This window comes from Nonomuraea fuscirosea (assembly GCF_035917475.1).
GTDB lineage: Bacteria > Actinomycetota > Actinomycetes > Streptosporangiales > Streptosporangiaceae > Nonomuraea > Nonomuraea fuscirosea.
In genome coordinates, this window is sequence record NZ_CP109074.1 from 11678808 (window position 1) to 11704051 (window position 25244).

The 25244-nt window shown below is 72.0% G+C and carries 24 protein-coding genes; 15 read left to right on the plus strand and 9 right to left on the minus strand.

The features are described 5' to 3' along the window. Positions 1 to 97: 97 nt before the first annotated feature. The 3 genes from OIE67_RS53930 to OIE67_RS53940 all read left to right on the plus strand — a co-directional run bounded on the left by OIE67_RS53930 (position 98) and on the right by OIE67_RS53940 (position 2774). Positions 98 to 967, plus strand: coding sequence for a sulfotransferase (locus OIE67_RS53930; protein ID WP_326645790.1), 870 nt, complete (start codon positions 98 to 100; stop codon positions 965 to 967). After that, the gene (locus OIE67_RS53935) at positions 964 to 1929 is read left to right on the plus strand and encodes a glycosyltransferase family 2 protein (RefSeq protein ID WP_326634975.1); all 966 of its coding nucleotides are present in this window, start codon (positions 964 to 966) and stop codon (positions 1927 to 1929) included. The genes OIE67_RS53930 and OIE67_RS53935 overlap by 4 nt, the downstream gene beginning before the upstream one ends. Positions 1930 to 1997: 68 nt before the next feature. Beyond that, positions 1998 to 2774, plus strand: a complete 777-nt coding sequence (locus OIE67_RS53940) for a WecB/TagA/CpsF family glycosyltransferase (RefSeq protein WP_326634977.1) — start codon at positions 1998 to 2000, stop codon at positions 2772 to 2774. 13 nt (positions 2775 to 2787) lie between these two features. Here the strand turns inward: OIE67_RS53940 and OIE67_RS53945 are convergent, their stop codons facing one another. The 6 genes from OIE67_RS53945 to OIE67_RS53970 are packed head-to-tail and all read right to left on the minus strand — an operon-like array spanning position 2788 to position 9223. After that, positions 2788 to 3681 carry a sulfotransferase gene (locus OIE67_RS53945; RefSeq protein WP_326634979.1) on the minus strand — a complete coding sequence of 298 codons (894 nt, stop codon included), beginning with the start codon at positions 3679 to 3681 and terminating at the stop codon, positions 2788 to 2790. After that, positions 3678 to 4922 (minus strand): lipopolysaccharide biosynthesis protein, encoded by a 1245-nt coding sequence (locus tag OIE67_RS53950; RefSeq protein ID WP_326634981.1) that lies wholly within the window; start codon positions 4920 to 4922, stop codon positions 3678 to 3680. The genes OIE67_RS53945 and OIE67_RS53950 overlap by 4 nt, the downstream gene beginning before the upstream one ends. After that, entirely contained in the window at positions 4919 to 5764 is an 846-nt protein-coding gene (locus tag OIE67_RS53955) for a sulfotransferase (RefSeq protein WP_326645792.1), read from the minus strand. Before OIE67_RS53955 ends, OIE67_RS53950 begins: the two co-directional genes overlap by 4 nt. Before the next feature lie 5 nt (positions 5765 to 5769). Beyond that, positions 5770 to 6666 (minus strand): hypothetical protein, encoded by an 897-nt coding sequence (locus OIE67_RS53960; RefSeq protein WP_326634982.1) that lies wholly within the window; start codon positions 6664 to 6666, stop codon positions 5770 to 5772. Next, the gene (locus tag OIE67_RS53965) at positions 6663 to 7928 is read right to left on the minus strand and encodes a hypothetical protein (RefSeq protein ID WP_326634984.1); all 1266 of its coding nucleotides are present in this window, start codon (positions 7926 to 7928) and stop codon (positions 6663 to 6665) included. The genes OIE67_RS53960 and OIE67_RS53965 overlap by 4 nt, the downstream gene beginning before the upstream one ends. Beyond that, positions 7925 to 9223 (minus strand): Wzz/FepE/Etk N-terminal domain-containing protein, encoded by a 1299-nt coding sequence (locus tag OIE67_RS53970; protein WP_326634986.1) that lies wholly within the window; start codon positions 9221 to 9223, stop codon positions 7925 to 7927. The genes OIE67_RS53965 and OIE67_RS53970 overlap by 4 nt, the downstream gene beginning before the upstream one ends. A 293-nt stretch (positions 9224 to 9516) precedes the next feature. On the opposite strand from OIE67_RS53970, the gene OIE67_RS53975 reads away from it, so the two are divergent. Further along, the gene (locus OIE67_RS53975; protein WP_326634988.1) at positions 9517 to 10530 is read left to right on the plus strand and encodes a glycoside hydrolase family 26 protein; all 1014 of its coding nucleotides are present in this window, start codon (positions 9517 to 9519) and stop codon (positions 10528 to 10530) included. On the opposite strand, the gene OIE67_RS53980 is transcribed toward OIE67_RS53975, so the two are convergent. The 3 genes from OIE67_RS53980 to OIE67_RS53990 form a co-directional block, all read right to left on the minus strand. Further along, the gene (locus OIE67_RS53980) at positions 10475 to 11374 is read right to left on the minus strand and encodes a sulfite exporter TauE/SafE family protein (RefSeq protein ID WP_407674821.1); all 900 of its coding nucleotides are present in this window, start codon (positions 11372 to 11374) and stop codon (positions 10475 to 10477) included. The genes OIE67_RS53975 and OIE67_RS53980 overlap by 56 nt on opposite strands. Next, positions 11362 to 12576 carry an adenylyl-sulfate kinase gene (gene cysC, locus OIE67_RS53985; RefSeq protein WP_326634992.1) on the minus strand — a complete coding sequence of 405 codons (1215 nt, stop codon included), beginning with the start codon at positions 12574 to 12576 and terminating at the stop codon, positions 11362 to 11364. The genes OIE67_RS53980 and cysC overlap by 13 nt, the downstream gene beginning before the upstream one ends. Positions 12577 to 12646: 70 nt before the next feature. Continuing rightward, complete coding sequence (locus tag OIE67_RS53990) at positions 12647 to 13366, minus strand: methyltransferase domain-containing protein (protein WP_326634994.1); 720 nt, start codon at positions 13364 to 13366, stop codon at positions 12647 to 12649. Positions 13367 to 13428: 62 nt separating this feature from the next. On the opposite strand from OIE67_RS53990, the gene OIE67_RS53995 reads away from it, so the two are divergent. The 11 genes from OIE67_RS53995 to OIE67_RS54045 all read left to right on the plus strand — a co-directional run bounded on the left by OIE67_RS53995 (position 13429) and on the right by OIE67_RS54045 (position 25244). Then, entirely contained in the window at positions 13429 to 13815 is a 387-nt protein-coding gene (locus OIE67_RS53995; protein ID WP_106240496.1) for a cupin domain-containing protein, read from the plus strand. 94 nt (positions 13816 to 13909) lie between these two features. Continuing rightward, the gene (mfd, locus tag OIE67_RS54000; protein ID WP_326634998.1) at positions 13910 to 17398 is read left to right on the plus strand and encodes a transcription-repair coupling factor; all 3489 of its coding nucleotides are present in this window, start codon (positions 13910 to 13912) and stop codon (positions 17396 to 17398) included. A 30-nt stretch (positions 17399 to 17428) separates the two neighbouring features. Beyond that, the gene (locus tag OIE67_RS54005) at positions 17429 to 18034 is read left to right on the plus strand and encodes a SurA N-terminal domain-containing protein (protein ID WP_106240499.1); all 606 of its coding nucleotides are present in this window, start codon (positions 17429 to 17431) and stop codon (positions 18032 to 18034) included. A 2-nt stretch (positions 18035 to 18036) separates the two neighbouring features. Beyond that, a complete protein-coding gene (locus OIE67_RS54010; RefSeq protein ID WP_326635001.1) occupies positions 18037 to 18981 on the plus strand; it encodes a MazG family protein in 945 nt (314 codons plus the stop codon). A 124-nt stretch (positions 18982 to 19105) separates the two neighbouring features. Then, entirely contained in the window at positions 19106 to 20383 is a 1278-nt protein-coding gene (gene eno / locus OIE67_RS54015; RefSeq protein WP_106240502.1) for a phosphopyruvate hydratase, read from the plus strand. A gap of 66 nt (positions 20384 to 20449) precedes the next feature. Then, entirely contained in the window at positions 20450 to 21025 is a 576-nt protein-coding gene (locus OIE67_RS54020) for a septum formation initiator family protein (protein WP_326635003.1), read from the plus strand. Positions 21026 to 21062: 37 nt separating this feature from the next. Beyond that, on the plus strand, positions 21063 to 21551 hold the full coding sequence (locus tag OIE67_RS54025) for a DUF501 domain-containing protein (RefSeq protein ID WP_106240505.1): 489 nt from the start codon (positions 21063 to 21065) through the stop codon (positions 21549 to 21551). Continuing rightward, a complete protein-coding gene (locus tag OIE67_RS54030; RefSeq protein WP_326635006.1) occupies positions 21542 to 22489 on the plus strand; it encodes a Ppx/GppA phosphatase family protein in 948 nt (315 codons plus the stop codon). The genes OIE67_RS54025 and OIE67_RS54030 overlap by 10 nt, the downstream gene beginning before the upstream one ends. A 173-nt stretch (positions 22490 to 22662) precedes the next feature. Further along, positions 22663 to 23844: a hypothetical protein gene (locus OIE67_RS54035; protein ID WP_326635008.1), complete on the plus strand. Its 1182-nt coding sequence runs from the start codon at positions 22663 to 22665 to the stop codon at positions 23842 to 23844. Positions 23845 to 23970: 126 nt separating this feature from the next. Next, a complete protein-coding gene (locus OIE67_RS54040) occupies positions 23971 to 24297 on the plus strand; it encodes a PadR family transcriptional regulator (protein WP_106240512.1) in 327 nt (108 codons plus the stop codon). Further along, a complete protein-coding gene (locus OIE67_RS54045; protein WP_326635010.1) occupies positions 24294 to 25244 on the plus strand; it encodes a serine/threonine-protein kinase in 951 nt (316 codons plus the stop codon). Before OIE67_RS54040 ends, OIE67_RS54045 begins: the two co-directional genes overlap by 4 nt.

A 25244-nucleotide genomic window follows, 5' to 3' on the forward strand; every position in this document is an offset into this window, starting at 1 on the left:
TTCTATACCTGACGATTACCCTGCGCGCTAGGGTCGTCGCGTTCCGTAGTTGACGACGCGAAGGCCCGGCTCCGTGACAGATCGCACGCCCGCCCAGGTGATCTTCCTGGGCGGTCTCGGCCGCAGCGGCACCACGCTGCTGGAGAGGCTCCTCGGCGAGCTTCCCGGTGTGGTGGCGCTCGGCGAGGTGGTGCACCTCTGGGAGCGCGGGGTCCTCGCGGAAGAGCTCTGCGGGTGCGGTGCGTCCTTCCCTTCGTGTCCATTTTGGCGCTTCGTGGGGGAGCGCGCCTTTGGTGGCTGGACGCGAGGGTCGGCAGAACGGATCCTGAAGTTGAGAGCCAGGATCGACCGCACCCGCAGAATCCCCCGGATCGGCCATCCCGACCTGGCCGAATACGTGCGGGCGTACCGGCTGCTCTACGACGCGACCGGCGCTCAGGTCGTCGTCGACTCCAGCAAGCACGCCTCGCTGGCGCGCTGCCTGATCGCCGGCGGCGTCGACCTGAAGATCGTGCACGTGGTGCGCGACCCGCGCGCGGTGGCCCACTCCTGGAGCAGGACCGTGCGGCGGCCCGAGGACGGGCGGCCGATGACCCGCTGGAGCCCGGCCCGCACCGCCGTCCACTGGACGGCCCAGAACGCCGCGCTCGAACTCCTGCCCATGCGCAGGGCGCGCGTGACCAGGATCCGGTACGAGGACCTGCTCGCCGCCCCCGCCGACACCCTGCGGACGCTGGCGTTCCGGCTCGGGCTGCCCGAGCCCGAGCTGCCCTTCCTGCACGGACGCACCGCCTGGCTCGGCCACTCCCACACCGCCTCGGGCAACCCGATGCGCTTCCACGTGGGGCGGATCGAGCTGCGCCGGGACGACTCGTGGCGGTCGGGGCTGGCCGCGGCGGACCGGCGGGTGGTCAGCGCCCTCACCTGGCCGCTCAGGGCGCGGTACGGATATCGGGGGGCGGCATGACGCCCTCGGTGGGGGTGGTCGTCCCGACTCGCGGCGACCGGCCCGGGCCGCTGCGGGAGGCCGTGGCGGCCGTGCTCGCCCAGGACCACGCCGGGCGGCTCGACGTGGTCGTGGTGGCGGACGGCGTCAGCCCCCGTGAGGTGAGCCGGCAACTGGCCGGGCGAGCCTACGAGTGGGGGGCCGGGCAAGTCGGCTTGCGAGAGGCTGGGCAGGCGGGCGGGCAACCGGCCGGCGGGTGGGAGGCCGTGCGGGTTCTGGCCAACACGCGCACCCCCGGGCTGCCCGGTGCGCGCAACACCGGGATCGACGCCTGTGACACCGACCTGATCGCCTTCTGTGATGACGATGACGTGTGGCTGCCCGGCAAGCTCGCCGCCCAGCTCCACGCGCTGCGCGACGGCGGCGAGTTCGCCAGTTGCGGCATCGAGGTGGAGCACCGCGGCCATCGGGTGGCCCGCCTCGCCGGCGCCTCCGTGGTGACCGCGGCCGACCTGATCCGGTCGCGGATGGTGATGGTGCACTCATCGACCTTTCTGTTCCGGCGCGGCGAGCTCCGGCCCGACGAGAGCGCCCCCGCCGGACAGAACGAAGACTGGGACCTGGCCCTACGCGCCGCCAAGCGGCGGCCGCTCGTCCACGCCGACCGACCCCTTGTGCTCGTGCGCTGGGCCGGGTCCCACTATGCCGCCCGATGGGCGGACCGTATCGCCGGGCTGGAGTGGATGCTCGCCCGGCATCCGGAACTGGCCGTGGACCCGTGCGGCGCGGCGCGGGTCTACGGCCAGCTCGCCTTCGGCCATGCCGCGCTCGGACGGCGGCGCGCGGCCGTCCGCTGGGCCGCCCGCGCCTTCGCCGCCCGCCCCCGCGAACCGCGCGGCCCGATCGCGCTCGCGGTGGCGGCCGGGCTCGTCTCCGCGCCCAGGGTGCTGTCGGCCCTGCACCATCGCGGACACGGCATTTGACCCCGCCCCAAGGCGACGCACCGCGACAGGGATCCGGTGGTGGGCGGGTGGTCGTGGGTGGCGTCGGGGTGGATGCGTTGACGGAGGCGGAGGTGGTCGAGCGGGTGGCCACGGCGCTGGAGGCCGGCCGGGGTGGGCGAATCGTCACGCCGAACGTGGACATCTGCCGCGCGGCCGCCGCCGATCCGCAGCTGCGGCGGTTGGTGTGCTCCGCCGATCTCGTCGTCCCCGACGGGATGCCGCTGGTGTGGGCCGCCAGGCTGCTGGGCACACCAGTGCCGGAACGGGTCACGGGCGCCGACCTCATCTGGTCGCTCAGCGGGCTCGCCGCCCGGCGCGGCTGGCCCGTCTACCTGCTCGGCGGTCCGCCCGGCGTGGCCAGGAAGGCGGCGGGGGCGCTCAGGCGGCGACACTCAGGGTTACGGGTGTGCGGGGTGGACGCGCCGCCGTACCGCTTCGACGCCACCCCCGAAGGGATCGCCCGCGCCCGCCGTAAGGTGGTCGCCGCCCGGCCCAGGATCGTCTTCGTCGGGCTCGGCTTCCCGCGTCAGGACCGGCTCATCGCCTCCCTGCGGGAGGAGCTGCCGCAGGCGTGGTTCGTGGGCTGCGGGGCGGCCATCGCCTTCGCCGCCGGCAGCGTGGCCAGGGCGCCGGAGTGGCTGCGGCGGATCGGGCTGGAGTGGGCGTTCCGGCTCCTCACCGAGCCGGGGCGGCTGGCGCGCCGCTACCTGATCGACGACCTGCCGTTCGCGGCCGGTCTGCTCGTCGGCTGCCTGAGCACCCGACTCAGAAGCGGTCTCCAGGCGTTGCGACGCCGCCGCCCTGAGCGCCTCAGCTCCCCGTAGCAGTACGGAAGGCTCAGGTGGTCGTGAGGTCGCGGATGCGGGCCGCCTGGTCCGGGGTGAGGCCTCGGGGGCCCGCGGCCAGCGCCTGGCGGGAGTTCATCGGACGGTACGCCGTGCGCGACAGACCCGACCAGGCGAACCCGGATCCCGCGCCGTCGCCCGCCTCGTGGCAGCAGGCCCGGATGATGCGGCGTTCGGCGGCCGGGGTCCAGCGCAGCCCCGCGTACGCGTACAGGCGCCGGAAGCCGGGCAGCGGGTCGGCGGCCAGCGACTCGTACGACGTGAGCAGGATGCCCGGCGTGCGCTCCAGGATCCCCGTGGTCACCCGCCACAGCGCCGCCGCCTTGGCCACCCGGTCCTGGGAGCCGACGAGCGCCCGCAGCTCCAGCAGTTCGGGATGGTCGCGGACGAGCAGCGGCTGTTCGAGCAGCTCGTGGAAGTACACCGTCCAGCCCAGCCGCTCCCAGCTGGCCACGAACGACACCGGGTCACGGACCAGGGCGATCACCCGGCAACCCAGCCGCCGCGCGAACCACCCGGCGCTCAGCACCGCGAACGGGTCGTCCAGCAGCGCCCGCCGCCCGGCCAGGCGGCCGAGCGTGAACGCGGTGCCGTAACGGAGCAGCCGCGCCAGATCGTACGGAGACCGATTAGCCCGCAGCTCGGCCAGCCACCGGTAACGCAGGGCCGCGGTGTCGCGGAAGGCGGGCAGCCAGACATCCGCGTTGTCGTCGCAGATGTACTGGAACCGGTGTGTGACCTGGGCGGACAGCACCCCGGGGCAGCGGCCGGGAGGGTGCTGGGGGTTGAGCGGCTCGTTGACGTAGACCAGGTCGCCTCCGGCGGCGAGCATCTTGCCCGTCCAGCTCGTCCCGCTGCGTGGCAGCCCCGTCACCAGCACCGTCATGCCGCCGCCCAGTCGCGTACGCGCAGGGCCGCGAGGGTGTGGCGGCCGAAGGGGTGCAGCCCGTAGCGGCGGTGCAGCTGCCACAGGGGGAGCAGGTTCTTCACCAGCACGCCTCCCGACCAGCCCGCCACCGCGCCGAGCGCTCCGTGCGCCGGGACCAGCGTCAGGTCGAGCAGCACGGTGCAGCCGACCGCGGCCAGCAGGTTGAGCAGGCTCGTGCCGGTATGTCCGGCGGCGGTAAGGACGACGTCCACCATCCCGCACGCGGTGGCCACCATCATCGTCCCCGCCAGCACCAGCGCCACCGGCACGGCGGCGCCGTACGAGGGCCCGAACAGCCGCAGCACCCACGGCGCCAGCCCCGCGTAGGCCAGCCACACCGGCCAGGTGAGCAGCACCAGCCAGACGGTGGCCGCCTGGTACAGCTCCCCGGCCCGCTCCCGCTCGCCCTCGGCCAGCGCCCTGACCAGCCCGGTCTGCACCGCCTGAGCCAGCCCCTGGTTGGCCAGCTGCCCGACCACCTTGAACCGGGTCGCGGCCGTGTAGACGGCGGCCGAGGCGGGCCCGGCGAGCACGGCCACGATCACGATGTCCACCCGCTGGAACACCGCCTGGATGGCGCCGGCCGCCGACCGGGGCGCGGTGTAGCGCCACAGGTCCCTGAGCGTCCCCGGCAGGTACGCCGTACGCGGCGCCCGCCCGCGCAGCCCGGCCGCGGCCAGCACCAGTGCGGGCAGGTACGGAGCCCCCCACGCCACCGGCAGCCACGAGGCGGCCACCCCCGCCAGCGCGGCCGTGGCCACCAGCACGAGCTGGCAGGCCGGCACCAGCATCCCGTCCAGCAGCACGGTGGGCCGCAGCGAGCCGAACCCCCGGGTGGCGGCCAGCAGCACGTCCACCACCACCATGACGGGCAGCAGCGCCGCCAGCGGCCCGATGCGCGGGTACAGCACGACCGCCGCGCCCGCCGCCACCAGCACGCAGGGCACGAGCGCCGCCCTGAGGTAGCCGGAGATGCCGCGATAGCCGTACGTCCGCGCCCGCGCGATGAAGTAGATGAGCCCGTTGCCCGCGTCCAGCTTGGCGACGCCCGCCACCATGAGCGCCAGCGCGGTCGCGGTGAAGAACCCGCCCGCCTCGGCCGCCGGATACGCCCTGGTCACCACCACCACGAGCACGAACTGGGCGAGCGCGCTGAACGCCGCCGCGCTGACCCCGGCCAGCCCTCTGCGGAAGGTCACCGCCGCCACGAGGGCTCACCGCCCAGCCAGCGCGTCAGCCGCGCGTCGTACGGCTCGAAGTGCTCGCGCAGCGACCTGGCCAGCTCCTTCGGCACCCGGCGCGGCAGCGGCCGCCCGTTGTGCCGTTCGAACGCGGGATAACCCACGTGCGGCACCCGCAGGAACTCCAGCACCCGATCGTAGGTCGCCTCGGGATCGGTGAAGAAGCGGTGGCTGTCGAGCACCAGGATGCGCTGGTGCCCGATCAGCGGCTCCAGCCGGTCGAGCTGGTCGGCGTAGCGGCCCCTGGCCAGGTAGGCGTGGTGGCGGTGGGAGTGGTGCAGCGCGTGCGGCGACTCCCTGAGCAGGTCGTCGGCACCCTCCAGGCGCTCGGGCTCCAGCTCCAGGGCCCGCTCGAAGTGCGACTCCGTCTCGAAGCCCCTGGCCAGCTCGTGGGCGTGGGCGGAGCAGGCCCGTTCGACCGGGTCGCGGACCAGCACGATCAGCTTGACGCCGGGCAGGTCGGCCGCGATGCGCGCACCGGCCAGCGGGTGGAACAGGTAATAGGGGGAGGACTCGTAGGCGTGCGCGCGGCTGCCGTACCGGTGGCCGAGCAGGGCCGCGCTCATCCGCAGCGGGAAGTGCGACTGGTACCAGTTCAGGCCCTGCCCGTAGCCGACGTCGAAGTAGTGCACCCCCTTGCGCAGCACCGGCTTGAGCAGCAGCGGATGCTGGGCCAGGGCCCGGTAGAGCGACGTGGTGCCGCACCGCTGCGCGCCCGCGATCAGGAACGACGGCAGCAGGCGGGCCCCTGAGGTGAACCGGCCGGTGGCCAGTGACAGTGACAGCACCGATCGCTTCATGGTCTTCACGTGAGCAGCTCCTCGTGGTCGACGGCCGGGTTGAGCCAGGACTCCGGCGGCCCGAGCGGGGTGTGGCCGTCGGCGGCGTGCCGGTCGGCCAGGGCGATGAGGTAACGCATGGCGGTCTGCTTGGCCGCCGCGGCGGCCAGTCCAAGAGGCGCGAGCGTCCGTACGGAACGGGCCACGCACGCGCGGGCCGCGACCGGTGGCGCCATCCTGCGCAGCGCCCGCTGGAAGAAGTGGTGCACGGCGTCGAAGCCGTAGGGGACGCCGATCTCGTACCGCTCCCAGTCCCACACCAGCAGCCGCCCGTCGAGGGAGGTGCCGAGGTTCCACGGGGAGAAGTCGCCGTGCCAGGCCGGTCGGGTGCCGCCGGTGCCGGCGATCTCCTCGACGGCGTCCAGCAGCAGCCGTTCCGGGACCCGGCCGCGCCGCACCGGCAGCGGCGACAGGGCCAGCACCGACAGGCCGCGCCAGTCGCCGTGGTGCAGCACGGCGGGGACGGCCACGGTGTCGAGCGCCAGTCCGGCCAGCCGGCGCAGCGCCGCCGCCTCGGCCGTGACCAGCGCGCGGGCCCGCTTACTGTCGCCGATCTTGACGAACGCGATCCGCCGCCCGCCTGAGCGGGCCTCCAGCACGGGCTTGCGGTTGGCCCGCAGCGCGGGACGTACGTGCAGCACGGTCTCCACCGGCCGCTCGAACACCTCACTCAGGTACGTGGCGATCGAGTCCTCGACCGGCACGGCGATCTGCGCCCCCACGTGCCACCAGCGGCGCGGCGCCAGCCTGCGCGGCACGCGGGCGTGCGGCAGCAGCGTGTACGCCCGCGGCGACCCGCCCCCCGGATACAGCAGCCGCACGGTCTCCTCCAGATAGCCGAGGCGGACGGCGGAGTCGTTCATGAATTCCTCCACAGGAGGGCGAACGAGATGAGATACAGGCTGAGCGGCGTGACCAGGCCGTCGTAGACGAACATGTAGAGCAGCACCAGCCCCATCACGAGCACCCCGGCCAGCCCGACGGGGCTGCGGTCGCGCCAGTGCCGGCGGATCGCCCCCAGGAAGAACGCCACGTAGAGGGCCGCCCCCGTGAACCCCTGCGTGATGATCAGCAGCCAGAGTTGCCCGTCGCTGCCCAGCGGCGGATGCCCGCAGGTGTCGCACCAGCCGGTCTTGCCCGTGGTGATCGAGCGGTGGTTGCCCATCGCGTTGCGGGTGTTGCCGTAGCCGATGACGGGCGAGTGTCCGGCGGCGGTGAGCGTCGAGGTGACCGTGAAGGCGCGGATGTCGTTGGAGTGGGGCCGGTCCAGCCGCTGCGTGACCAGGGTGGCCAGCGGGCTGAGCGTGAACGCCAGCGCCGCCGCCAGCACGGCCCCGCAGAGCGCGATCCTGGTCCGCCCGCCGACCCGGACGATCACGTACAGCACGGCCAGGCCGAGCCCGATCCACAGGCCGCGGTTGAGCGAGTACACGACGGGGATGGCGGCCAGGGCCAGCACCACCGCGACGAACACCCGGTGCCGCGTCCTGCCGTGCACCCACCAGCCGACCACGAACCAGACCAGCAGCACCGAGGCGTTGCTGCCCCAGGCGTTGGCCCACTCGTACGGCGCCTCCGGCCTGGGCGAGGCGAAGCCGAGCACCTTCTGTGTCTGGGCCGCGGTGGGATGGATGAGGTTGCGGACGAACGAGTTGCCGCTGATCCACTCGGGCAGCACCAGCTCCAGCGGCGAGGTGAAGGAGAAGGCGGGGAAGAACACGCCGAGCAGCCCGCCCGCGACCGTGGTGACGAACAGCACGCCCAGCAGGCGGACCAGGCGCAGCTGCGGCAGCTCCCGCTCGGTGAGGTTGCCCAGGTAGAGCACCATGATCAGGACCGAGCAGTAGAGCGCCAGGCGCATGCCGTAGCCGACGATCCGGCCGGCTCCGAGCTCGCCGTACGTGCCCGGCGGCGTCTCGGCCAGCATCAGCGCGCTGATCAGGTAGCCGGCCAGCAGCAGCGCCCACAGCCCGAACCCGCGCGGCACCCTGATCGGGCGGCGCCGCCACAGCAGCACCGCCATGGGCCCGGCCAGCACGATCACCGCCAGCCCGCCGAACCCGAGCGCCCACCAGATCGGGTAGCCCACCAGCAGCGCCGCGATGGGCCACGCGGCCGCCGTCACGTCGGATGACCCGGCCGCCGCGGGTGGTGGAGGGCCTGCATGGGGGTGGTCTCGGCCGCCGTCCCCGGCTCCAGCTCGCCGGTCGCGACGAGCTTGCCGAGCGGGGTGTGCGGGCGCGGCTCCAGCAGGGGCACGAACGACGGCACCGCGTCGGTGGCCGTCACCACGCCGATGACGGGCACGTCGTGCCGGGCGAGCCGGGCGACGGTGGCGGTGACCTCGCCGGCCTTCACCAGGCCGAGGCCCACCAGCAGGACGGCGGCGTCGGCCCTGGCCAGGTCGCGCACGTCGGAGCCGTCGAGCACGATCAGCGGCGCGCTGACCGACAGCGGCTCGGCCAGGGCGGAGGCGTACAGGTCGGCGGGCAGCGCCTTGACCAGCAGCCGCTTGCCCGGGCACGCGGAGACCACGGCGCCGGCCAGCTCGTGCAGCACGCCGTGCTCACGCGGGCTCGACAGGTCGCTGAGCACGGGCAGGCCGGTGAGTCGTTCGACGTCGGCGGGGGTGCGCAGCCGCTTGTCGAGGCGGTCGCGGGCGTAGGCGGCGGCCGAGCCGATCAGCAGCCCGGCCATCAGCCCGGTGCCGAGGTGCAGCGGCAGGCTGGGGGAGCTGGGCGCGGCGGGCGGCACGGCCTGGCTGATGACGGAGCCGGGGGTGACGGCGACGGTCCTGAGCGCGTCGTACTTGAGCGCCAGGTTGGCCGCCTGCCGGTTGAGCACGCCTTGGCGCTGCGCGGCGATGGCGTGCTCCGCGCCGCCCTTGGGCAGCGCGCCGAGCTGCTTGATCACCTTGTCGATGCCGGCGTTGACCTGCTTGAGCTTGCTCAGCACCGCTTCCTGCTGCTCGGCCATGGAGGTCAGCGCGCTCTCGCGCCGGTTGGCGAGGTAGGCCCGCGCGTACGCCTTGGACCGCTCGGCCGCGGCGGTGGGGTCGGTGGAGGTGACCGAGATCCACAGCACCGCCGAGTTGGGCGGCACGGCGACCTCGGCCGGTTCGAGCACGTCGGCGCCCAGGCCCAGCTCTCTGGCCGCCCTGGCGGCGACCACGGCCGACTGCGCGACCTGGGCCTCGGTGTCGAGGTTGAGCGCCTCGCGCTGGCGGCTGGTCAACTGGTTGGCCTGCTCCTGCGGGCCGACCGGCATGACCAGCACCTGCGTGGTGGCGGTGTAGGCGGGCGGCACGAGCCGCATGAGCGCGAGGCCCGCGGTGCCGCCGACCACCACGCAGCCCACCAGGAGCAGCCACCGCCTGCGCAGCAGCGACAGATGCTCGTCCAGGTCGGTGCCGGAGCTCATGAGCGCCCACTATAGGCGGGCCGGTAATCGGCCCGGCTGAATACTCAAGATTTTCTCCGGAAAGGCCATATAGAAGCCTCCCGATAAATGGAAATATCGGGAAATTTGGACCGTCACCTGGGGGCTATGAACTGGAGAGACTTCCACACTGGCTGAAGTTCCAGGAATGACATGGCAAGGTTCAGGTGTGACAGGCGGGGGTCGTTCGACGAAGGGGTTGGAAGGCTTTGCAGCTACGGGGAATTTCGCGAAACGCAACATTCCGCGGCGTCATTCTGGCCGCGGTCGCGGCATTGACCGCCTGCTCCAGCGCCGAGGGCTCACGCGCGGTGCCGCCGGCCGGGGCGCCCGCGGTGAAGGAGGCGGGCTCGCCCGCCTGCACCGCCACCTCCAGGCTGATCCCGTCGTGCGGCGCGTGGTGGGGGATGGCGCCGGAGGTGTTCACCGGCGCGCCGGTGGAGCAGGCGCTGCACGGGGCCGAGTCGCGCATGGACGTGGCCGCCGACGTGCTGCACGTCTACCACCGGGGCAGCGAGCTGTTCCCCACCCCGGCCGAGGTGCGGCTGGCCCGCGACCCGGCCAGGCCCCGGCTGCTCATGATCAACTGGAAGCCGTCGCTCGACCGCACCTGGGCCGAGATCGCCGGCGGGGCCCTCGACGGCCGGATCGACCGGCTGGCCGCCCACCTGCGGCGCACCTTCCCCGAGCGGTTCTTCCTCACCCTGCACCACGAGCCCGAGAACGACGTCGACCCGTCGTCCGGCTCGGGCATGCAGGCCACCGACTACGCCGCCATGTTCCGCCATGTCGTGCTGCGGCTGCGGGCCGGGGGCGTCAGGAACGCCGTCGTCGTCATGACGTACATGGGGGCGCCCAACTGGGCGGCCGAGACCTGGTTCGAGGACCTCTACCCCGGTGACGACGTGGTCGACTGGGTGGCGATGGACCCCTACGCCGACGACCGCGTCCAGGACTTCGACGGCCTCGTGAACAAGACCCGCAAGGAATATCCGCAGTGGCCCGGCTTCTACCGGTGGATGCAGGCGCGCTTCCCCGGCAAACCCGTCATGGTGGCGGAGTGGGGGGTGTTCGAGCGGCCGCGCGACCGGGCGTTCAAGCGAAGATTCTTCGAGTCCGTACGGACCCAGATCAAGCGGTATCCGCAGATCAAGGCCCTGCTCTACTTCGACTCGCCGCAGGCCCCGCGCGGCGACACCAGCTTCGACTCCGACCAGGGGGCCGACAGGGCGTTCAGCGAGCTGGCTCGAGATCCGTACTTCCGCTCGACGCCCGTGCCGCGGCCCTGACCCGCAGCCGCCAGCCGATGACGGTCACCAGCGCCGCCGCCGCCAGCGCCCCGACCGTGAGCGCGTCGTTCGCGCCGAGGAGTTTGAGCGCGGAGGCGAGCAGGACGATCGCCAGCACGGCCCTGATCAGGCCGCCCGGCGCCCGTGAGGAGATCCTGGCGCCCAGGTAGACGCCCGGGATCGAGCCGATGAGCAGCGACACCGTGAGGTCCATCCGGAAGTCGCCGAACAGCAGGTGGCCGAGCGCGGCGGAGACGACCAGCGGCACGGCCTGCACCAGGTCGGTGCCGACGAGCTGGTTGGCCTTGAGCGCCGGGTAGAGCACGAGCAGGGCCACGATGATCAGGGATCCCGAGCCCACCGAGGACACGCCGACGACCACGCCGCCCACCATACCGACCAGTAGGGTCGGAATTGGGCGCACGGAGATCTCGTGCGGGGTCGCGGTGCCGCCGGGCCCGCCGCGGGAGCCGAGCCACGCCTTGATCGCCATGCCCGCCACGGCCAGCAGCAGGGCGACACCGAGGGCGTACTTGACCGCGTCGGTCACCGCGAACGCCCTGGCCAGGAAGACCCCGCAGAAGGCGGCCGGGACCGAGCCCGCGCACAGCCAGCCGACCAGCCGCAGGTTCACCGTGCCCCGGCGCAGGTGCACGACGCCGCCGACCGGTTTCATCACGGCCGAGGCCACGAGGTCGCTGGAGACCGCGGCCAGCGGCGGGACGTTGAAGAACAGCATCATCATCGGGGTCATCAGGGCCCCGCCGCCCATCCCGGTCAGCCCGACCACGATCGCGACCAGGAACGAGCCCCCGATCAGGGCCCAGGCGATCAACGGATCCACCCTCCGCCCTTGAGGGTGTCGAGCACCCGGGACACGGCCGCCTCGATCGAGATGTGCGTGGTGTCGATCACCAGGTCGGCGTCGTCGGGCTCCTCGTAGGGGTCGGAGACGCCGGTGAACTCGGGGATGAGGCCGGCGCGGGCCTTGGCGTACAGGCCCTTGCGGTCGCGCCGCTCGCACTCCTCCAGCGGCGTGGCGACGTGGACGAGCAGGAAGTCGGCGCCGACCGACTCGACCATCTCGCGCACCTCCTCGCGGGTGTCCGCGTACGGCGCGATCGGGGCGCAGATGGCCAGGCCGCCGTGGCGGGCGGTCTCGGCGGCGACGAAGCCGATGCGGCGGATGTTGAGGTCGCGGTCGGCCTTGGAGAAGGTCAGGCCCTTGGACAGCAGGTGGCGCACCACGTCGCCGTCGAGGTAGGTCACCGTGCGGGTGCCCAGTTCGAGCAGGGAGTCGCGCAGGCCGCGGGCGATCGTGGACTTGCCCGAGCCGGACAGGCCGGTGAAGAAGACCACCATGCCGCGGCGGTGCGGCGGGCCGGGGATGTGCACGGGGTCGGGGCCGGCCAGGTGTTCGGCGGCGCCGTAGGCGGTGGCGACGTGCTCGCGCAGCTCCAGGTCGATCTCGGGCTCGTCGCGCGGCGCGAGGGGGACGGGGACCACGAGCGTGCCGGCGGGCAGGCGCTCCTGGGCGCGCAGGGCGGCGCGGACGAGGGCGGGGCCGGGCTCGCCGTACGCGAGGGGGAGCAGGAGGACCACCGCGTCGAGCTCCTTGGCGGTGTCGGCGATCTCGGAGAGGTCGTCGAGCGGGCCGCGCATGGTGACGGCGAGCGCGGGCCGCCCGCCGAGCTCCTCCCTGACCTGGGCGGGAGTACGCCGCAGGCGCGCGAACGGCCCGTGTTCGGGGGTGCCGAGCCCCTTGATCGGCCCCGAGGTGAGCCCGTCGGGCTCGTGGGCGGTCACGGTCAGCACGGCCAGCGGCAGGCCCTCGGGGTCGAGCAGGGTGACCTCGTCGCCGGGCGAGACGCCGGCGGGCAGGTGCAGGGTGACCGGCGCGGGCCAGCGGGTGCCGTCGGCGAGGGTGCCGCGCTCGTGCACGGTGTGCAGGTCGTCGTGGCCGAGGAACCCGGTCAGCGGCTCGAACGCGCCGGACAGCAGCAGTTCGAGGTCGGCCAGCTCGCGCGGGTCGGGGGTCCACTCCACGGTTCCTACATCCCAACTATTCCGATTGAATTGGTAGGAAAGGAGCATACCGACATATGACAGTGTGCCGCTAGATGAGCCTGGCGAAGTGGTGCTGGGGCTTTCTGATCACCATCGTGATCTCGTCGTGAGAGGCGGGGTAACGGTTGTGGGTCAGGTGCGACATCAGCGCGACCGCCGCGGCGCCGAGCCGGCGGGAGCGGGCCGGGCCGCTGGTGCCGCGCTCGTCGTCGGTGATCATGAGGCCGCGGCTGAGGCAGAACGCGTGCAGGCCGTCGCTCGACGCCAGCGGCTCGTACACCTTGGGCAGCGGGCCGGGCGTGCCCGGCGGCACCAGAGCCCGCCACAGCAGGCGGCGCAGCCATGAGGGCGTGATCCGGTCGAGCAGGCCGTAGGCCGACCTGCGGTCGCGGACGCGCACCAGCACCAGCCCGCCCGGCCGCAGCGCCAGCAGCAGCCGGTCGAACACCAGCTCCGCGTGCTTGACGCGCTCCAGCAGGAACGACAGCTGGATGACGTCGAAGCCGCGCGGCGGCAGCGGCGCGGAGCGCAGGTCGCCGAGCGACCAGGCCACCAGGTCGGCCCGCTCGGCCACCACCCTCCTGATCGCCGGATGGTTCTCGTCGACACCCGTGGCCCTCGTCTCGACGTGGTCGAGCACCAGGGGCTCATCGTGGGCGCAGCCGGCGACCAGCACGTCGAGCCGCCTGTTCGGCCGCCCCGCGCAGTGCTCGCGGACCCGCTCACCGAAGAGGTCGCCTCGCTGGGCGACCGATCGCACCTCAGACATGTGACCTACAGTAATCAATCGAGCCGGATCGGTAAGGCATTTCCCTGCTAGCGTCCTGCCCCGTGAGCGATCCCCTCGACGAGCAGACTCGCCATCATGTCTATGTGGGCAACGCCGGTGTGGACGGCGCGCTCGACCGCGGCTGGCTGCTCGGTCACTTCAAACCGCCCGGTGACCCCCGCCACAGTGACGACGTCGAGATCAAGTGGGGCGTGCACCCGCAGGGCGACGAGCGGGCGCGATGGGTCGACGGCGAGGAGCGCACGGCGCTGCTCGTCCTCATCAGCGGCCGGTTCCGGGTGGAGCTGCCGGGCCGCAGCGTGCTGCTGGCCGAGCCGGGCGACTACGTGGTCTGGGGCAAGGGCGTGGACCACTCGTGGCGGGCGGAGGAGCCGTCTACCGTACTGACCGTACGCTGGCCGTCCGTGCCTGGTTATCGGGTCGAGTGAGGTCGGGAGCGGCGAGTAGTCTGGAACGAGACCCCCGCGACTTGACCCGTCCGGGGGTAGTCGTGTTGCCGTCGTGGGGCTGTGGGCGTATCTGATGAGTCTTTCCGGACTACTTGACCTTGTTCGCGCCGACCCGAAACTGACCGCCGCTCTCGAAGAGGGCGGCGACGTCGCGTTGATCGCGCCGTCCGCGCTGCGCCCGTTCGGCGTGGCCGCGCTGGCCGGGCACGACCAGCGCACCGTGCTGGCCGTCACCGCGACCGGGCGTGAGGCGGAAGACCTCGCCGCCGCGCTGACCAGCCTCATCGAGCCCGGCTCCGTGGCGGTGTTCCCGGCCTGGGAGACGCTGCCGCACGAGCGGCTCTCGCCGCGCTCCGACACCGTCGGGCAGCGGCTGGCGGTGCTGCGCAGGCTGGCCCACCCGGTCAAGGGCGACACCGCCGCCGGGCCGCTCAGCGTGATCGTGGCGCCGGTCAGGGCATTGCTGCAGCCGATCGTGCAGGGCCTCGGCGACCTTGAGCCCATCAGGCTGCGCGCCGGTGACGACGCCGACCTCGACGAGGTCGTCGCCAACCTGGTCACCAACGGTTACCACCGCGTGGACATGGTGGAGAAGCGCGGCGAGGTGGCCGTGCGCGGCGGGCTGCTCGACGTGTTCCCGCCGACCGAGGAGCATCCGCTGCGGCTGGAGTTCTGGGGCGACACGGTCGAGGAGATCCGCTGGTTCAAGGTGGCCGACCAGCGCTCCCTTGAGGCGGCCGAGGACGGCCTGTTCGCGCCGCCCTGCCGCGAGCTGCTGCTGAACGACGAGGTCAGGGAGCGGGCGCGCGCCCTGGCCGAGGAGCATCCGGCGCTGGCCGAGGTGCTCGACCAGCTCGCCGACGGCACGCCGGTCGAGGGCATGGAGGCGTTCGCGCCCGTGCTGGCCGGCGAGATGGACCTGCTGCTCGACCACCTGCCGGCCAGGTCGGCCGTGTTCGTGTGCGACCCCGAGCGGATCAGGGGCCGGGCGGAGGAGCTCGTCCGCACCTCGCAGGAGTTCCTCGAAGCCTCCTGGATCAACGCCGCGGCCGGCGGCGAGGCGCCCATCGACCTCGGCGCGGCCGCGTTCCGCTCGCTGGAGGAGATCCGCGACCACGCCGACGCGCTCGGGCAGCCGTGGTGGACGATCGCGCCCTTCGGCAACGGCGTCGAGCTGGACGCCCACGACTCCGAGGCCTACCGCGGCGACACCGCCAAGGCGCTGGCCGACATCAAGGGCTGGCTGGCCGAGGACAAGGCCGTCGTGCTGCTCAGCGAGGGCCACGGGCCGGCCGAGCGCATGGTCGAGCTGCTCAAGGGCGTGGACGTGCCCGCCAGGCTGCACCAGTTCCTGGACAAGGCGCCCGAGGCGAAGGTCGTCCACGTCTCGACCGGCCTGATCGAGCACGGCTTCATCACCCCCGGCCTGGCCGTGCTCACCCACCTCGACCTGGTCGGCCAGAAGGCCTCCACCAAGGACATGCGCCGGCTGCCCTCGCGCCGCCGCAACATGGTGGACCCGCTGCAGCTCAAGGTCGGCGACCACGTGGTGCACGAGCAGCACGGCGTCGGCCGCTACGTCGAGATGGTGCAGCGCACGGTGCAGGGCGCCACCCGCGAATACCTCGTCATCGAGTACGCCAAGGGCGACCGGCTCTACGTGCCGACCGACCAGCTCGACGAGGTCACCCGCTACGTCGGCGGCGAGGCGCCCACGCTCAACCGCATGGGCGGCGCCGACTGGGCCAAGGCCAAGTCCCGCGCCAAGAAGGCGGTCAAGGAGATCGCCGGCGAGCTGATCAGGCTCTACTCCGCCCGCATGGCCTCGCCGGGACACGCGTTCGGCACGGACACGCCCTGGCAGCGCGAGATGGAGGACGCCTTCCCCTACGCCGAGACCGGCGACCAGCTCGAAGCCATCGACGAGGTCAAGCGCGACATGGAGCGCGGCGTCCCGATGGACCGGCTGATCTGCGGCGACGTCGGCTACGGCAAGACCGAGATCGCGGTGCGGGCGGTGTTCAAGGCGGTGCAGGACGGCAAGCAGGTCGCGGTGCTGGTGCCCACGACGCTGCTGGTGCAGCAGCACATGTCCACCTTCGCCGAGCGCTTCTCCAGCTTTCCCGTCGCGATCAGGGCGGTCTCCAGGTTCCAGACCGACGGCGAGGTCAAGGGCACGCTCGAAGGGCTGCGCTCGGGCGCGGTCGACGTCGTGATCGGCACCCACCGGCTGCTCAGCCCCGAGGTCAGGTTCAAGGACCTCGGCCTGATCATCATCGACGAGGAGCAGCGGTTCGGCGTCGAGCACAAGGAGGCCATGAAGCACCTGCGCACGCAGGTCGACGTTCTGGCCATGTCCGCCACGCCGATCCCGCGCACGCTGGAGATGGGCTTGACCGGCATCCGCGAGATGTCCACCATCCTCACGCCGCCCGAGGAGCGGCATCCGATCCTCACGTTCGTGGGGCCGTACGAGGAGAAGCAGATCGGGGCCGCGATCCGGCGCGAGCTGATGCGCGACGGGCAGATCTTCTTCGTGCACAACCGGGTCGCCTCGATCAACCGGGTGGCCGCGCGGCTGCGCGAGCTGGTGCCCGAGGCGCGCATCGCGGTCGCGCACGGGCAGATGAACGAGCACCAGCTCGAAAAGATCATGGTCGGTTTCTGGGAACGCGAGTACGACCTGCTCGTCTCCACCACGATCGTCGAGTCCGGGCTCGACGTGCCCAACGCCAACACGCTGATCGTGGACCGGGCCGACAACTACGGCCTGTCGCAGCTGCACCAGCTGCGCGGGCGCGTCGGACGGGGCAGGGAGCGCGGCTACGCCTACTTCCTCTACCCGCCGGAGAAGCCGCTGACCGAGACCGCCCACGAGCGGCTGGCCACGATCTCGCAGCACACCGAGATGGGCGCCGGCATGTACGTCGCCATGAAGGACCTGGAGATCCGCGGCGCGGGCAACGTGCTGGGCGCCGAGCAGTCGGGCTTCATCGCGGGCGTGGGCTTCGACCTGTACGTCCGGCTCATGGCCGAGGCCGTGCAGGAGCAGAAGGCCAAGCTGACCGGCGCCGAGGTGCAGGAGGAGCAGCACGACGTCAAGGTCGAGCTGCCGATCAACGCCCACATCCCGCACGACTACGTGACCTCCGAGCGGCTGCGGCTGGAGGCGTACAAGCGGATCGCGGCCATCGTCACCCCGGCCGACATCGGCGAGGTGCGCGACGAGCTGACCGACCGCTACGGCAAGCCGCCGGCGGAGGTGGAGAACCTGCTGGAGGTGGCCGGGTTCCGGATCAGGGCGCGCGCGGCCGGGCTCACCGACGTCACGCTGCAGGGCCAGAACATCAAGTTCGGCCCGGCCAGGCTGCGCGAGTCGCAGCAGGTCCGGCTCGACCGGCTGTACAAGAAGGCGATATACAAGCAGGCGGCGGAGACGCTGCTGGTGCCCGTGCCCAAGACCAAGCCGCTGGGCGGGCAGCCGCTACGCGACCTCGACCTGCTCAAATGGTGCGGCGATCTGGTCGAGGCGATGTTCCTCGAGCCCGCCCGGGTAAGCTAGCGGCGGTTTTCGGGTCGGAAAGGGACGTACGTGAAGTCGATACGAGTGGCTGTGACCGCCGCGGCGGTGGTCGTCGGACTGACCGCCTGCTCCTCGCCCATGCACGCGGGCGCCGCGGCCGTGGTGGGAAACGAGCGCATCTCGACGAGCGAGCTGAGCGCTGACACGCGGGCCTACCTGGCCGCGCTGAAGCAGAACCAGCTCGACGAGCAGGCGCTGGGCGTGCCGGCCACGCAGGTCGTGCTGCAGCGCCTGGTCAACGTGAGCATCTCCAGGCAGCTCATGGCGCGCTACAACGTGCGGGTGAGCGAGACCGAGATCGACGCCGCGCTCAAGGATCCGGGCCAGTTCGAGTCCCCGCAGATCAACCTGCTGGCCAACGGCGTCTCGCCCAACGACGCCCGCGACTACGGGCGGGTCATGGTCGGCCTGTCGAAGCTGCAGCAGCAGTTCGGCGGCGAGTCCGGGCAGCAGAAGCTGAGCCAGGAGTTCGCCTCCATCAAGCCGGTCTTCAACCCCCGTTATGGCGCGCTCAACCCGCAGCGCTCGCAGCAGAACCCGGCGCTGTTCCTCGACACCGGCAGATTCGGCAAGCAGACGTCCGATCAGGCGCAGCAGCAGCAGCCGCAGGGCTGACCGTGCCGCTGATCGTCGTCACCACCTCGCCCAGGGTCGCGCCGGGCCTGCTGAGCCACCAGGCCTGGCAGGCGCTGCGCTCGGGCCCGGTGCTCACCGGCTCCGCCGCTCATCCGCAGCTGCCCTACCTGGCCGAGGCCGGGATCGAGGCCGAGGTCGTCGAACCCGACCCGCCCGCGCTGGCGCGGCGCGCGGTCACCGAGACCGTGGTGTGGCTGGCGCCGGTGTCCGAGCGCGAGGCCGAGGACTTCATGCGGGGCGTGGGGCACGCCGCCGTCGCGCTCGACGAGCCGCCGGTGATCGAGGTCGTGCCGGGGTCGTACGACCTGCCGGGGGCGCGGGTGCTCGACCTGGTGGGCGTGATGGACCGGCTGCGTACCGAATGCCCGTGGGATCGTAAGCAGACGCACGAGACGTTGGTCCCGTACCTGCTCGAAGAGGCCTACGAGGTGCTGGAGACCATCGAGCAGGGCGATCACGCGGCGCTCCGCGAGGAGCTGGGCGACCTGCTGCTGCAGGTGGTCTTCCACGCGCGGGTGGCCGAGAGCTTCGACGTCGACGACGTGGCCGCCGGGATCGTCGAGAAGCTCGTCCGCCGCCATCCCCACGTCTTCGGCTCGGTGCGGGCCGAGAGCGCCGACGAGGTCAACGCCAACTGGGACGCCATCAAGGCGGCCGAGCGGGCCGCCAAGGGGCGCGAGTCGGTGCTCGAAGGGGTGCCGATGGGCCAGCCGGCGCTGTCGCTGGCCGCCCAGCTGCTGCGCAGGGCCGAGCGGGCGGGCGCGCCCGAGTCGCTCGCCGCCGCGGTCGGGCAGGGGGTCGCGCGCGAGCTGTTCGACCTGGTCCGGCGGGCCGCCGAGGCCGGGCTGGACGCCGAGGCCGAGCTGCGCGGCGCGGCGCGGTCGTACCGGGAACGGGTCCGCACCTGGGAGTCGGCGGGCGGCTGAAGCGCGTCCGCGCGTGGGCGTCGGCGGGCGGCTGAAGCGGCTCCGCGCGTGGGCGTCGGCGGGCGACTGACCCGTACCGATAGGCTCTGACGGCATATCACCTTTCGATTTAGGAGCGCATCCCGTGGCTACCATCGAGGTCGTATACGCGCGCGAGATCCTCGACTCCCGGGGCAACCCCACGGTCGAGGTCGAGGTCGTGCTCGACGACGGCAGCAGCGGCCGCGCGGCCGTCCCTAGCGGCGCGTCGACCGGCCAGTTCGAGGCGGTCGAGCTGCGTGACGGCGGCAAGCGCTACGGCGGCAAGGGCGTGGAGAAGGCCGTCCTCGCCGTGACCGACGAGATCTTCGAGGAGATCAACGGAGTCGAGGCCGAGGACCAGCGCATCATCGACCAGATCATGATCGACCTGGACCGCACGCCCAACAAGGCCAAGCTGGGCGCCAACGCCATCCTGGGCGTCTCCCTGGCCGTGGCCAAGGCCGCCGCCGACAGCGCCGACCTGCCGCTCTTCCGCTACGTGGGCGGGCCCAACGCGCACGTGCTGCCCGTGCCGATGATGAACATCCTCAACGGCGGCGCCCACGCCGACACCAACGTGGACATCCAGGAGTTCATGATCGCGCCGATCGGGGCGGAGTCGTTCCGCGAGGCCGTGCGCGTGGGCACCGAGGTCTACCACGCGCTCAAGGGCGTGCTGAAGGAGAAGGGCTACGCCACCGGCCTGGGCGACGAGGGCGGGTTCGCGCCCAACCTGCCGTCCAACCGCGACGCGCTCGACCTGATCCTCGTCGCGATCGAGCGGGCCGGCTACGTGCCGGGCGAGGACGTCGCGCTGGCGCTCGACGTGGCCGCCTCCGAGTTCCACAAGGACGGCGTCTACACGATCGACGGCAAGGGCCTGTCGGCGCAGGAGCTCATCGAGTTCTACGCCGACCTGGTCGCCAACTACCCGCTGGTGTCGATCGAGGACCCGCTCGACGAGGAGGACTGGGCGGGCTGGAAGGCCATCACCGAGGCCCTCGGCGACAAGGTCCAGCTCGTCGGCGACGACCTGTTCGTGACCAACCCCGAGCGGCTTGAGCGCGGCATCAAGGACGGCACCGCCAACGCCCTGCTGGTCAAGGTCAACCAGATCGGCACGCTGTCGGAGACCCTCGACGCGGTCGACCTGGCCCACCGCAGCGGCTACCGCTGCATGATGAGCCACCGTTCCGGCGAGACCGAGGACACGACGATCGCCGACCTCGCCGTCGCGGTCAACTGCGGCCAGATCAAGACCGGTGCCCCCGCCCGCTCCGACCGGGTGGCTAAGTACAACCAGCTGCTGCGCATCGAGGAGCTCCTCGATGACGCCGCCCGCTACGCGGGTCGCGCGGCGTTCCCGCGTTTTCGGCGCTAGTTTCGAGTACGGCTCGCGGCGCCCCTGACCCGGCCGCGAGCCGCACTTGAGGGGGTGTGCAGCAACTTGGCGAAGAGACCGCAGCTGACCGGGCGGGCCGCGATCCTGGCCGTCGTGGTGTGCGCGATCGCGATGAGCCTGGCCTACCCGGTGCGCGAGTACATCAGCCTGCGCCGCAGCATCTCCGAGCTGCGGGCGGAGAAGGCCAGGGTCGAGGCGGAGAAGCAGGCCCTGCTGGCCCGTGACCGGCAGAGCGACGACCCCCACTGGATCAAGAAGACGGCCAAGGAACGGCTCCACTACTGCGGGCCAGGCGAGAAGTGCTACGTGGTGATGGAGCCCGACCAGGGCAGGCAGCAGGCGGCGGTGAAGCAGCCCGCGGTGGTGCCGCCATGGTACGAGACGCTGTGGGAGTCGGTGGAGGCGGCCGACAAGGGCACGGGGCGCAGGGCCGTGACGGACCCGTCCCCGGGGCCGTCCGAAGGGCAGCCGCGGGAGTCCGACGAGGCACCCGCCAAGCAGCCTGCCAAGCAGCCCTCGAAACAGCCTGCCAAGCAGCCGACCGGGCAGCCGTCGAAACAGCCCACGAAACAGCCCACCGGCCCGGCCATCGGACAGCCCACCCAGCAGCCGGCCGGATGAGCCCGCCGGACGAATCCCGCGACACGGAAGGAACGCGTTGGACAGTAAGGACGTCGAGGTCGTCGAGAAGCAGCTCGGGCGCCCGCCGAGAGGGCTGCGCGAGGTCGCGCACCGCTGCCCGTGCGGCAACCCCGACGTGGTGGAGACCGCGCCGCGGCTGCCCGACGGCTCGCCCTTCCCGACCCTCTACTACCTGACCTGCCCCAAGGCCGCCTCGGCCATCGGCACGCTGGAGGGCTCCGGCCTGATGCGGGAGATGCAGGCCAGGCTGGCCACCGAGCCCGAGCTGGCCGAGTCCTACCGGGCGGCGCACGACGACTACGTGGCCAGGCGCGACCGGGCGGCCGAGGCGGAGGGCCTGGCCCCTCTTCCGCGCGACATGCAGAGCACGGGCGGGATGCCGGAGCGGGTCAAGTGCCTGCACGCGCTGGTGGCGCACGAGCTGGCGGTGCCCGGGGCCAACCCGTTCGGCAGGGAGGCGCTGGACGCGCTGCCCGACTGGTGGAGTGAGGGACCATGCGTGTAGCCGCCGTCGACTGCGGCACCAACTCCGTCCGCCTGCTCATCGCCGACGTCGGCGACGACGAGCTGGCCGACGTCGAGCGGCTGATGGAGATCGTCCGCCTCGGCCAGGGCGTGGACAGGACGGGACGGCTGGCTCCCGAGGCGCTCGACCGTACGTTCGCGGCCATGCGCGGCTACCAGGAGCTGATCCAGCGCCACGGCGCCACCGCGACGCGCGTGGTGGCGACGAGCGCGACGCGCGACGCGGCCAACCGGCAGGAGTTCGTGGACGGCGTCCGCAAGATCTTCGGGGTGGAGCCCGAGGTGGTGACCGGGGCGGAGGAGGCCGAGCTGTCGTTCACCGGAGCGACGAGGGGGCTGCTGCGCCTGTCGCCCGAGACGGAGCTGCCGCAGGGCCCGCTGCCTCCGTACCTCGTGGTGGACATCGGCGGCGGCTCCACGGAGTTCGTGGTCGGCTCGGGGCACGCCGAGTCGGCGCTGTCGGTGGACATCGGCTGCGTCCGCCTGACCGAGCGCCACCTGCGCGAGGCCGGCGACCCGCCCGCCGCGCCGGCTCTGGAGGCCGTGGTGGCCGACATCGAGGCCGCGCTCGACCGGGTGGAGGCGGAGGTGCCGGTCAGGCGGGCGCACACGCTCGTCGGCCTGGCGGGCTCGGTGACCACGGTGGCGGGCATCGCGCTCGGCCTGCCGGCCTACGACTCCGAGCGGATCCACCACTCGCGCCTGTCCGCCGAGCAGGTGCACGACGTGACGCGGCGGCTGCTCGCGATGACCCATGGTGAGCGCGCGGAGATTCCGGTGATGCATCCGGGAAGAGTCGACGTGATTGGCGCGGGCGCGCTCATTCTTGACCGGATCGTCCGTCGTTTCGCGTTTTCGCAGGTGGTCGTCAGTGAACACGACATCCTGGATGGAATCGCCTGGTCTCTTGCGACATAGCTGAAGAAATCCGGACATTCCTGATTCACGGTCACTGTTGAGTGTGTGATCAGTATTGTGCTTCAGTAAAGGAGCATTACGGGGGCTTTGTCATATCGCTGTGCGCGGAAGGCGCCGGCGTGACGACCGTTCCCGAGCGCGTCTCTTCCCCCAAAGGAATGGAGCACTCTCACATGATGTCTGTCGGGTTAGCACGTAAGGCCGCGGCGTTCGGCGCTTCGGCCGCGATGCTGGCCGGCCTGGCCGCGGGTCTCGTCGCAAGTCCGGCGCAGGCCGCTACCACCGCCACGGCCTCGGCCGCGGGCAAGGCGGCGGCCAAGCCCGCCTCGAAGCTCAGGGTCTCGGTCTCCACGCCGAAGGCCTCTCCCCGTGCTCACGACGGTTCCTGCCCGGTCAAGGTCGACTTCTCGGCCAGGATCAGGGTACCGGTCAAGGGCAAGACCGTGCTGGCCTACCGCTGGCTGCACGGTGACGGCTCCAAGAGCAAGGTCAAGGTGGTCCGGCTCAAGGGCAAGGGCACCAAGACGGTGACGGTCAAGCAGTCCATCACCTTCAAGGAGGACGTGAAGGGCTGGGAGGCCGTACAGGTCCTCGGTCCGAAGAAGTTCACCTCGAAGAAGGGCCGCTTCGCCGTCTCGTGCGAGCAGCCCCGGGACGACGACAAGGTGCGCACGCACCTCGACCGGACGGTCTCGGCCACCGCGTGGGCGAGCCCGAGCCGGTACGTCGGCCCCTGCACCCCCGGCGACAAGATCGACTTCGTCGGCCGCATCGAGACCAGCCGCCCGACCTGGGTGCGTTACCGCTGGGTGCTCAACGGTGACGTGGTCGACTCCGGCAAGATCAAGGTGCGCGACTCGCGCCGGGTCGGCTTCGGCATCTCGCCGCGCCACAGTGGTGACGGCTACGCCCAGCTGCAGGTCCTGGGTCGCGACGGCGCCTACTCCAACCGGGCCTACTACAAGGTCTGGTGCAAGGACTCGGCTCCCGATCACCCCAAGCCGGTGACCATGGTGTCCGCCGGTGCCACCGTGGTCAACGTCAACTGCACGGTCAACGCCTCCGCGGTCGTCACCTCGACCGGCGCGGGACGGGTCGGCTACGTGTGGAAGCTGAACGGCAGTGTGGTGACCAGCGGCGACACCTACTTCGGTCGTAACGGCGGGTCGAAGTCGATCTCCGGCTTCTCCTCCCCGCTGAGCGGCGACGCCCGCAAGGGCGGCACGGTGACGCTGTCGATCAGCGGCCCGAACAACCGCGACCACGTCGTCAAGTCCTACAGCGCGTGCGCGTTCGCGGCGCCGACGCCGACTCCCACGCCGACGCCGACTCCGCAGCCGACGACTCCCGCGTAGTCGTCGGGATCTGACCTCGGGCGCCGTGCGCGCCTGAGCGTTCGCCCGGGAACCGGGTGGCACCTCTCCGGTGCCACCCGGTTCTCTTGTTGCCACTACCGCGCTTTGCACAGTAGTGTGCATCGCGTGGACAGCAGCCAACTGCTCAAGGGCGTGCTCGACCTGGCCGTGCTGGCCGTGCTCAAAGAACGTGACGGTTACGGCTACGACGTCGTGCGCCGGCTCAGGGAGGCCGGGCTCGACGAGGTGGGCGACGCCTCGGTCTACGGCACGCTGCGCCGCCTGTTCAAGGCGGGCGCCCTGACCTCATACGTGGTGGCCTCCGACGAGGGGCCGCACCGCAAGTACTACGGGCTCAACGACGTCGGCAGGCAGATGTACGCCACCTCGGCCAAGACCTGGGGCTCCTTCTCGGCCACGATGGCAGCCCTGCTCAAGGAGGAGCGATCATGACCCCCGAACAGTACGCGCAGGCCGTACGGGAGGCCCTGGCGGACCATCCCGAGCGGGACGAACTGCTCGAAGACCTCGACGACCACCTGGGCGAGATCGCGGCGGAGTCGGACCTGCCGCTGGAGGAGCGCCTCGGCCCGCCCGGTGTCTACGCGGAGGAGCTGGCGGCCGCGTACGGGGATCGCCCTGAGAGCGGCGGAAGCCGCCGCACGGCCGCGCGCGCGTGGGGACGCAGGGCCGGAGCCCTGCTCCGGGTCTCCGCGCCCTACAGCGGCTTCAGGGCCTTCCTGCCTGAGCTGCGGCCCGGCTGGTGGGTGCTGCGCGGCTACCTGCTGGCCATGGTCGTCGTGTCCTTCACGGCGCAGGTGCGCCTGGTCCCGATGAACCCGGGCGACTGGGCCGTCGTGCTGGCGGGGATCTTCGTCTCGGTCTGGTTCGGGCGCCGGGCCAGGAGCCGGGTGGTCGTGCTGCTCGCCGTGGCCGCGAACGTGGTGGCCGCGCTGGCGTTGTTCGCGGGCATGGTGGAGGCGGGGGGCCTCACGACGCCCGTGCCCAGCGAGTCGGTCGCCGCCGCCGGCCGGGGTGAGCCGGTCTATGTGCGGCAGGCCTCCTCCGACGGCGTCTACAACCTGCGGCCGTACGCCAAGGACGGCACCCCGCTGACCGACGTCTACCTCTACGACCAGGACGGCAAGCCGTTCACGACCAAGCCGGAGGACTACGGCTACCAGGTGGACAGGTCGTGCGGCGACCCGGTGCTCAACCGCTACCCGCTGCCCCTGATCGACGGTGACGCGGCCATGGAGCAGGAGCCGGGCATGGACGCGCCCAAGGCCCCTGCGTGCGGATCGGTCACCCCGTCGTCCGCCCCGTCGGCGGCCCCGTCGTCCGCCCCGTCGTCCGCGCCCACGGTCAGCCCGACGCCCGCGCGAACGAAGGGCGACTGA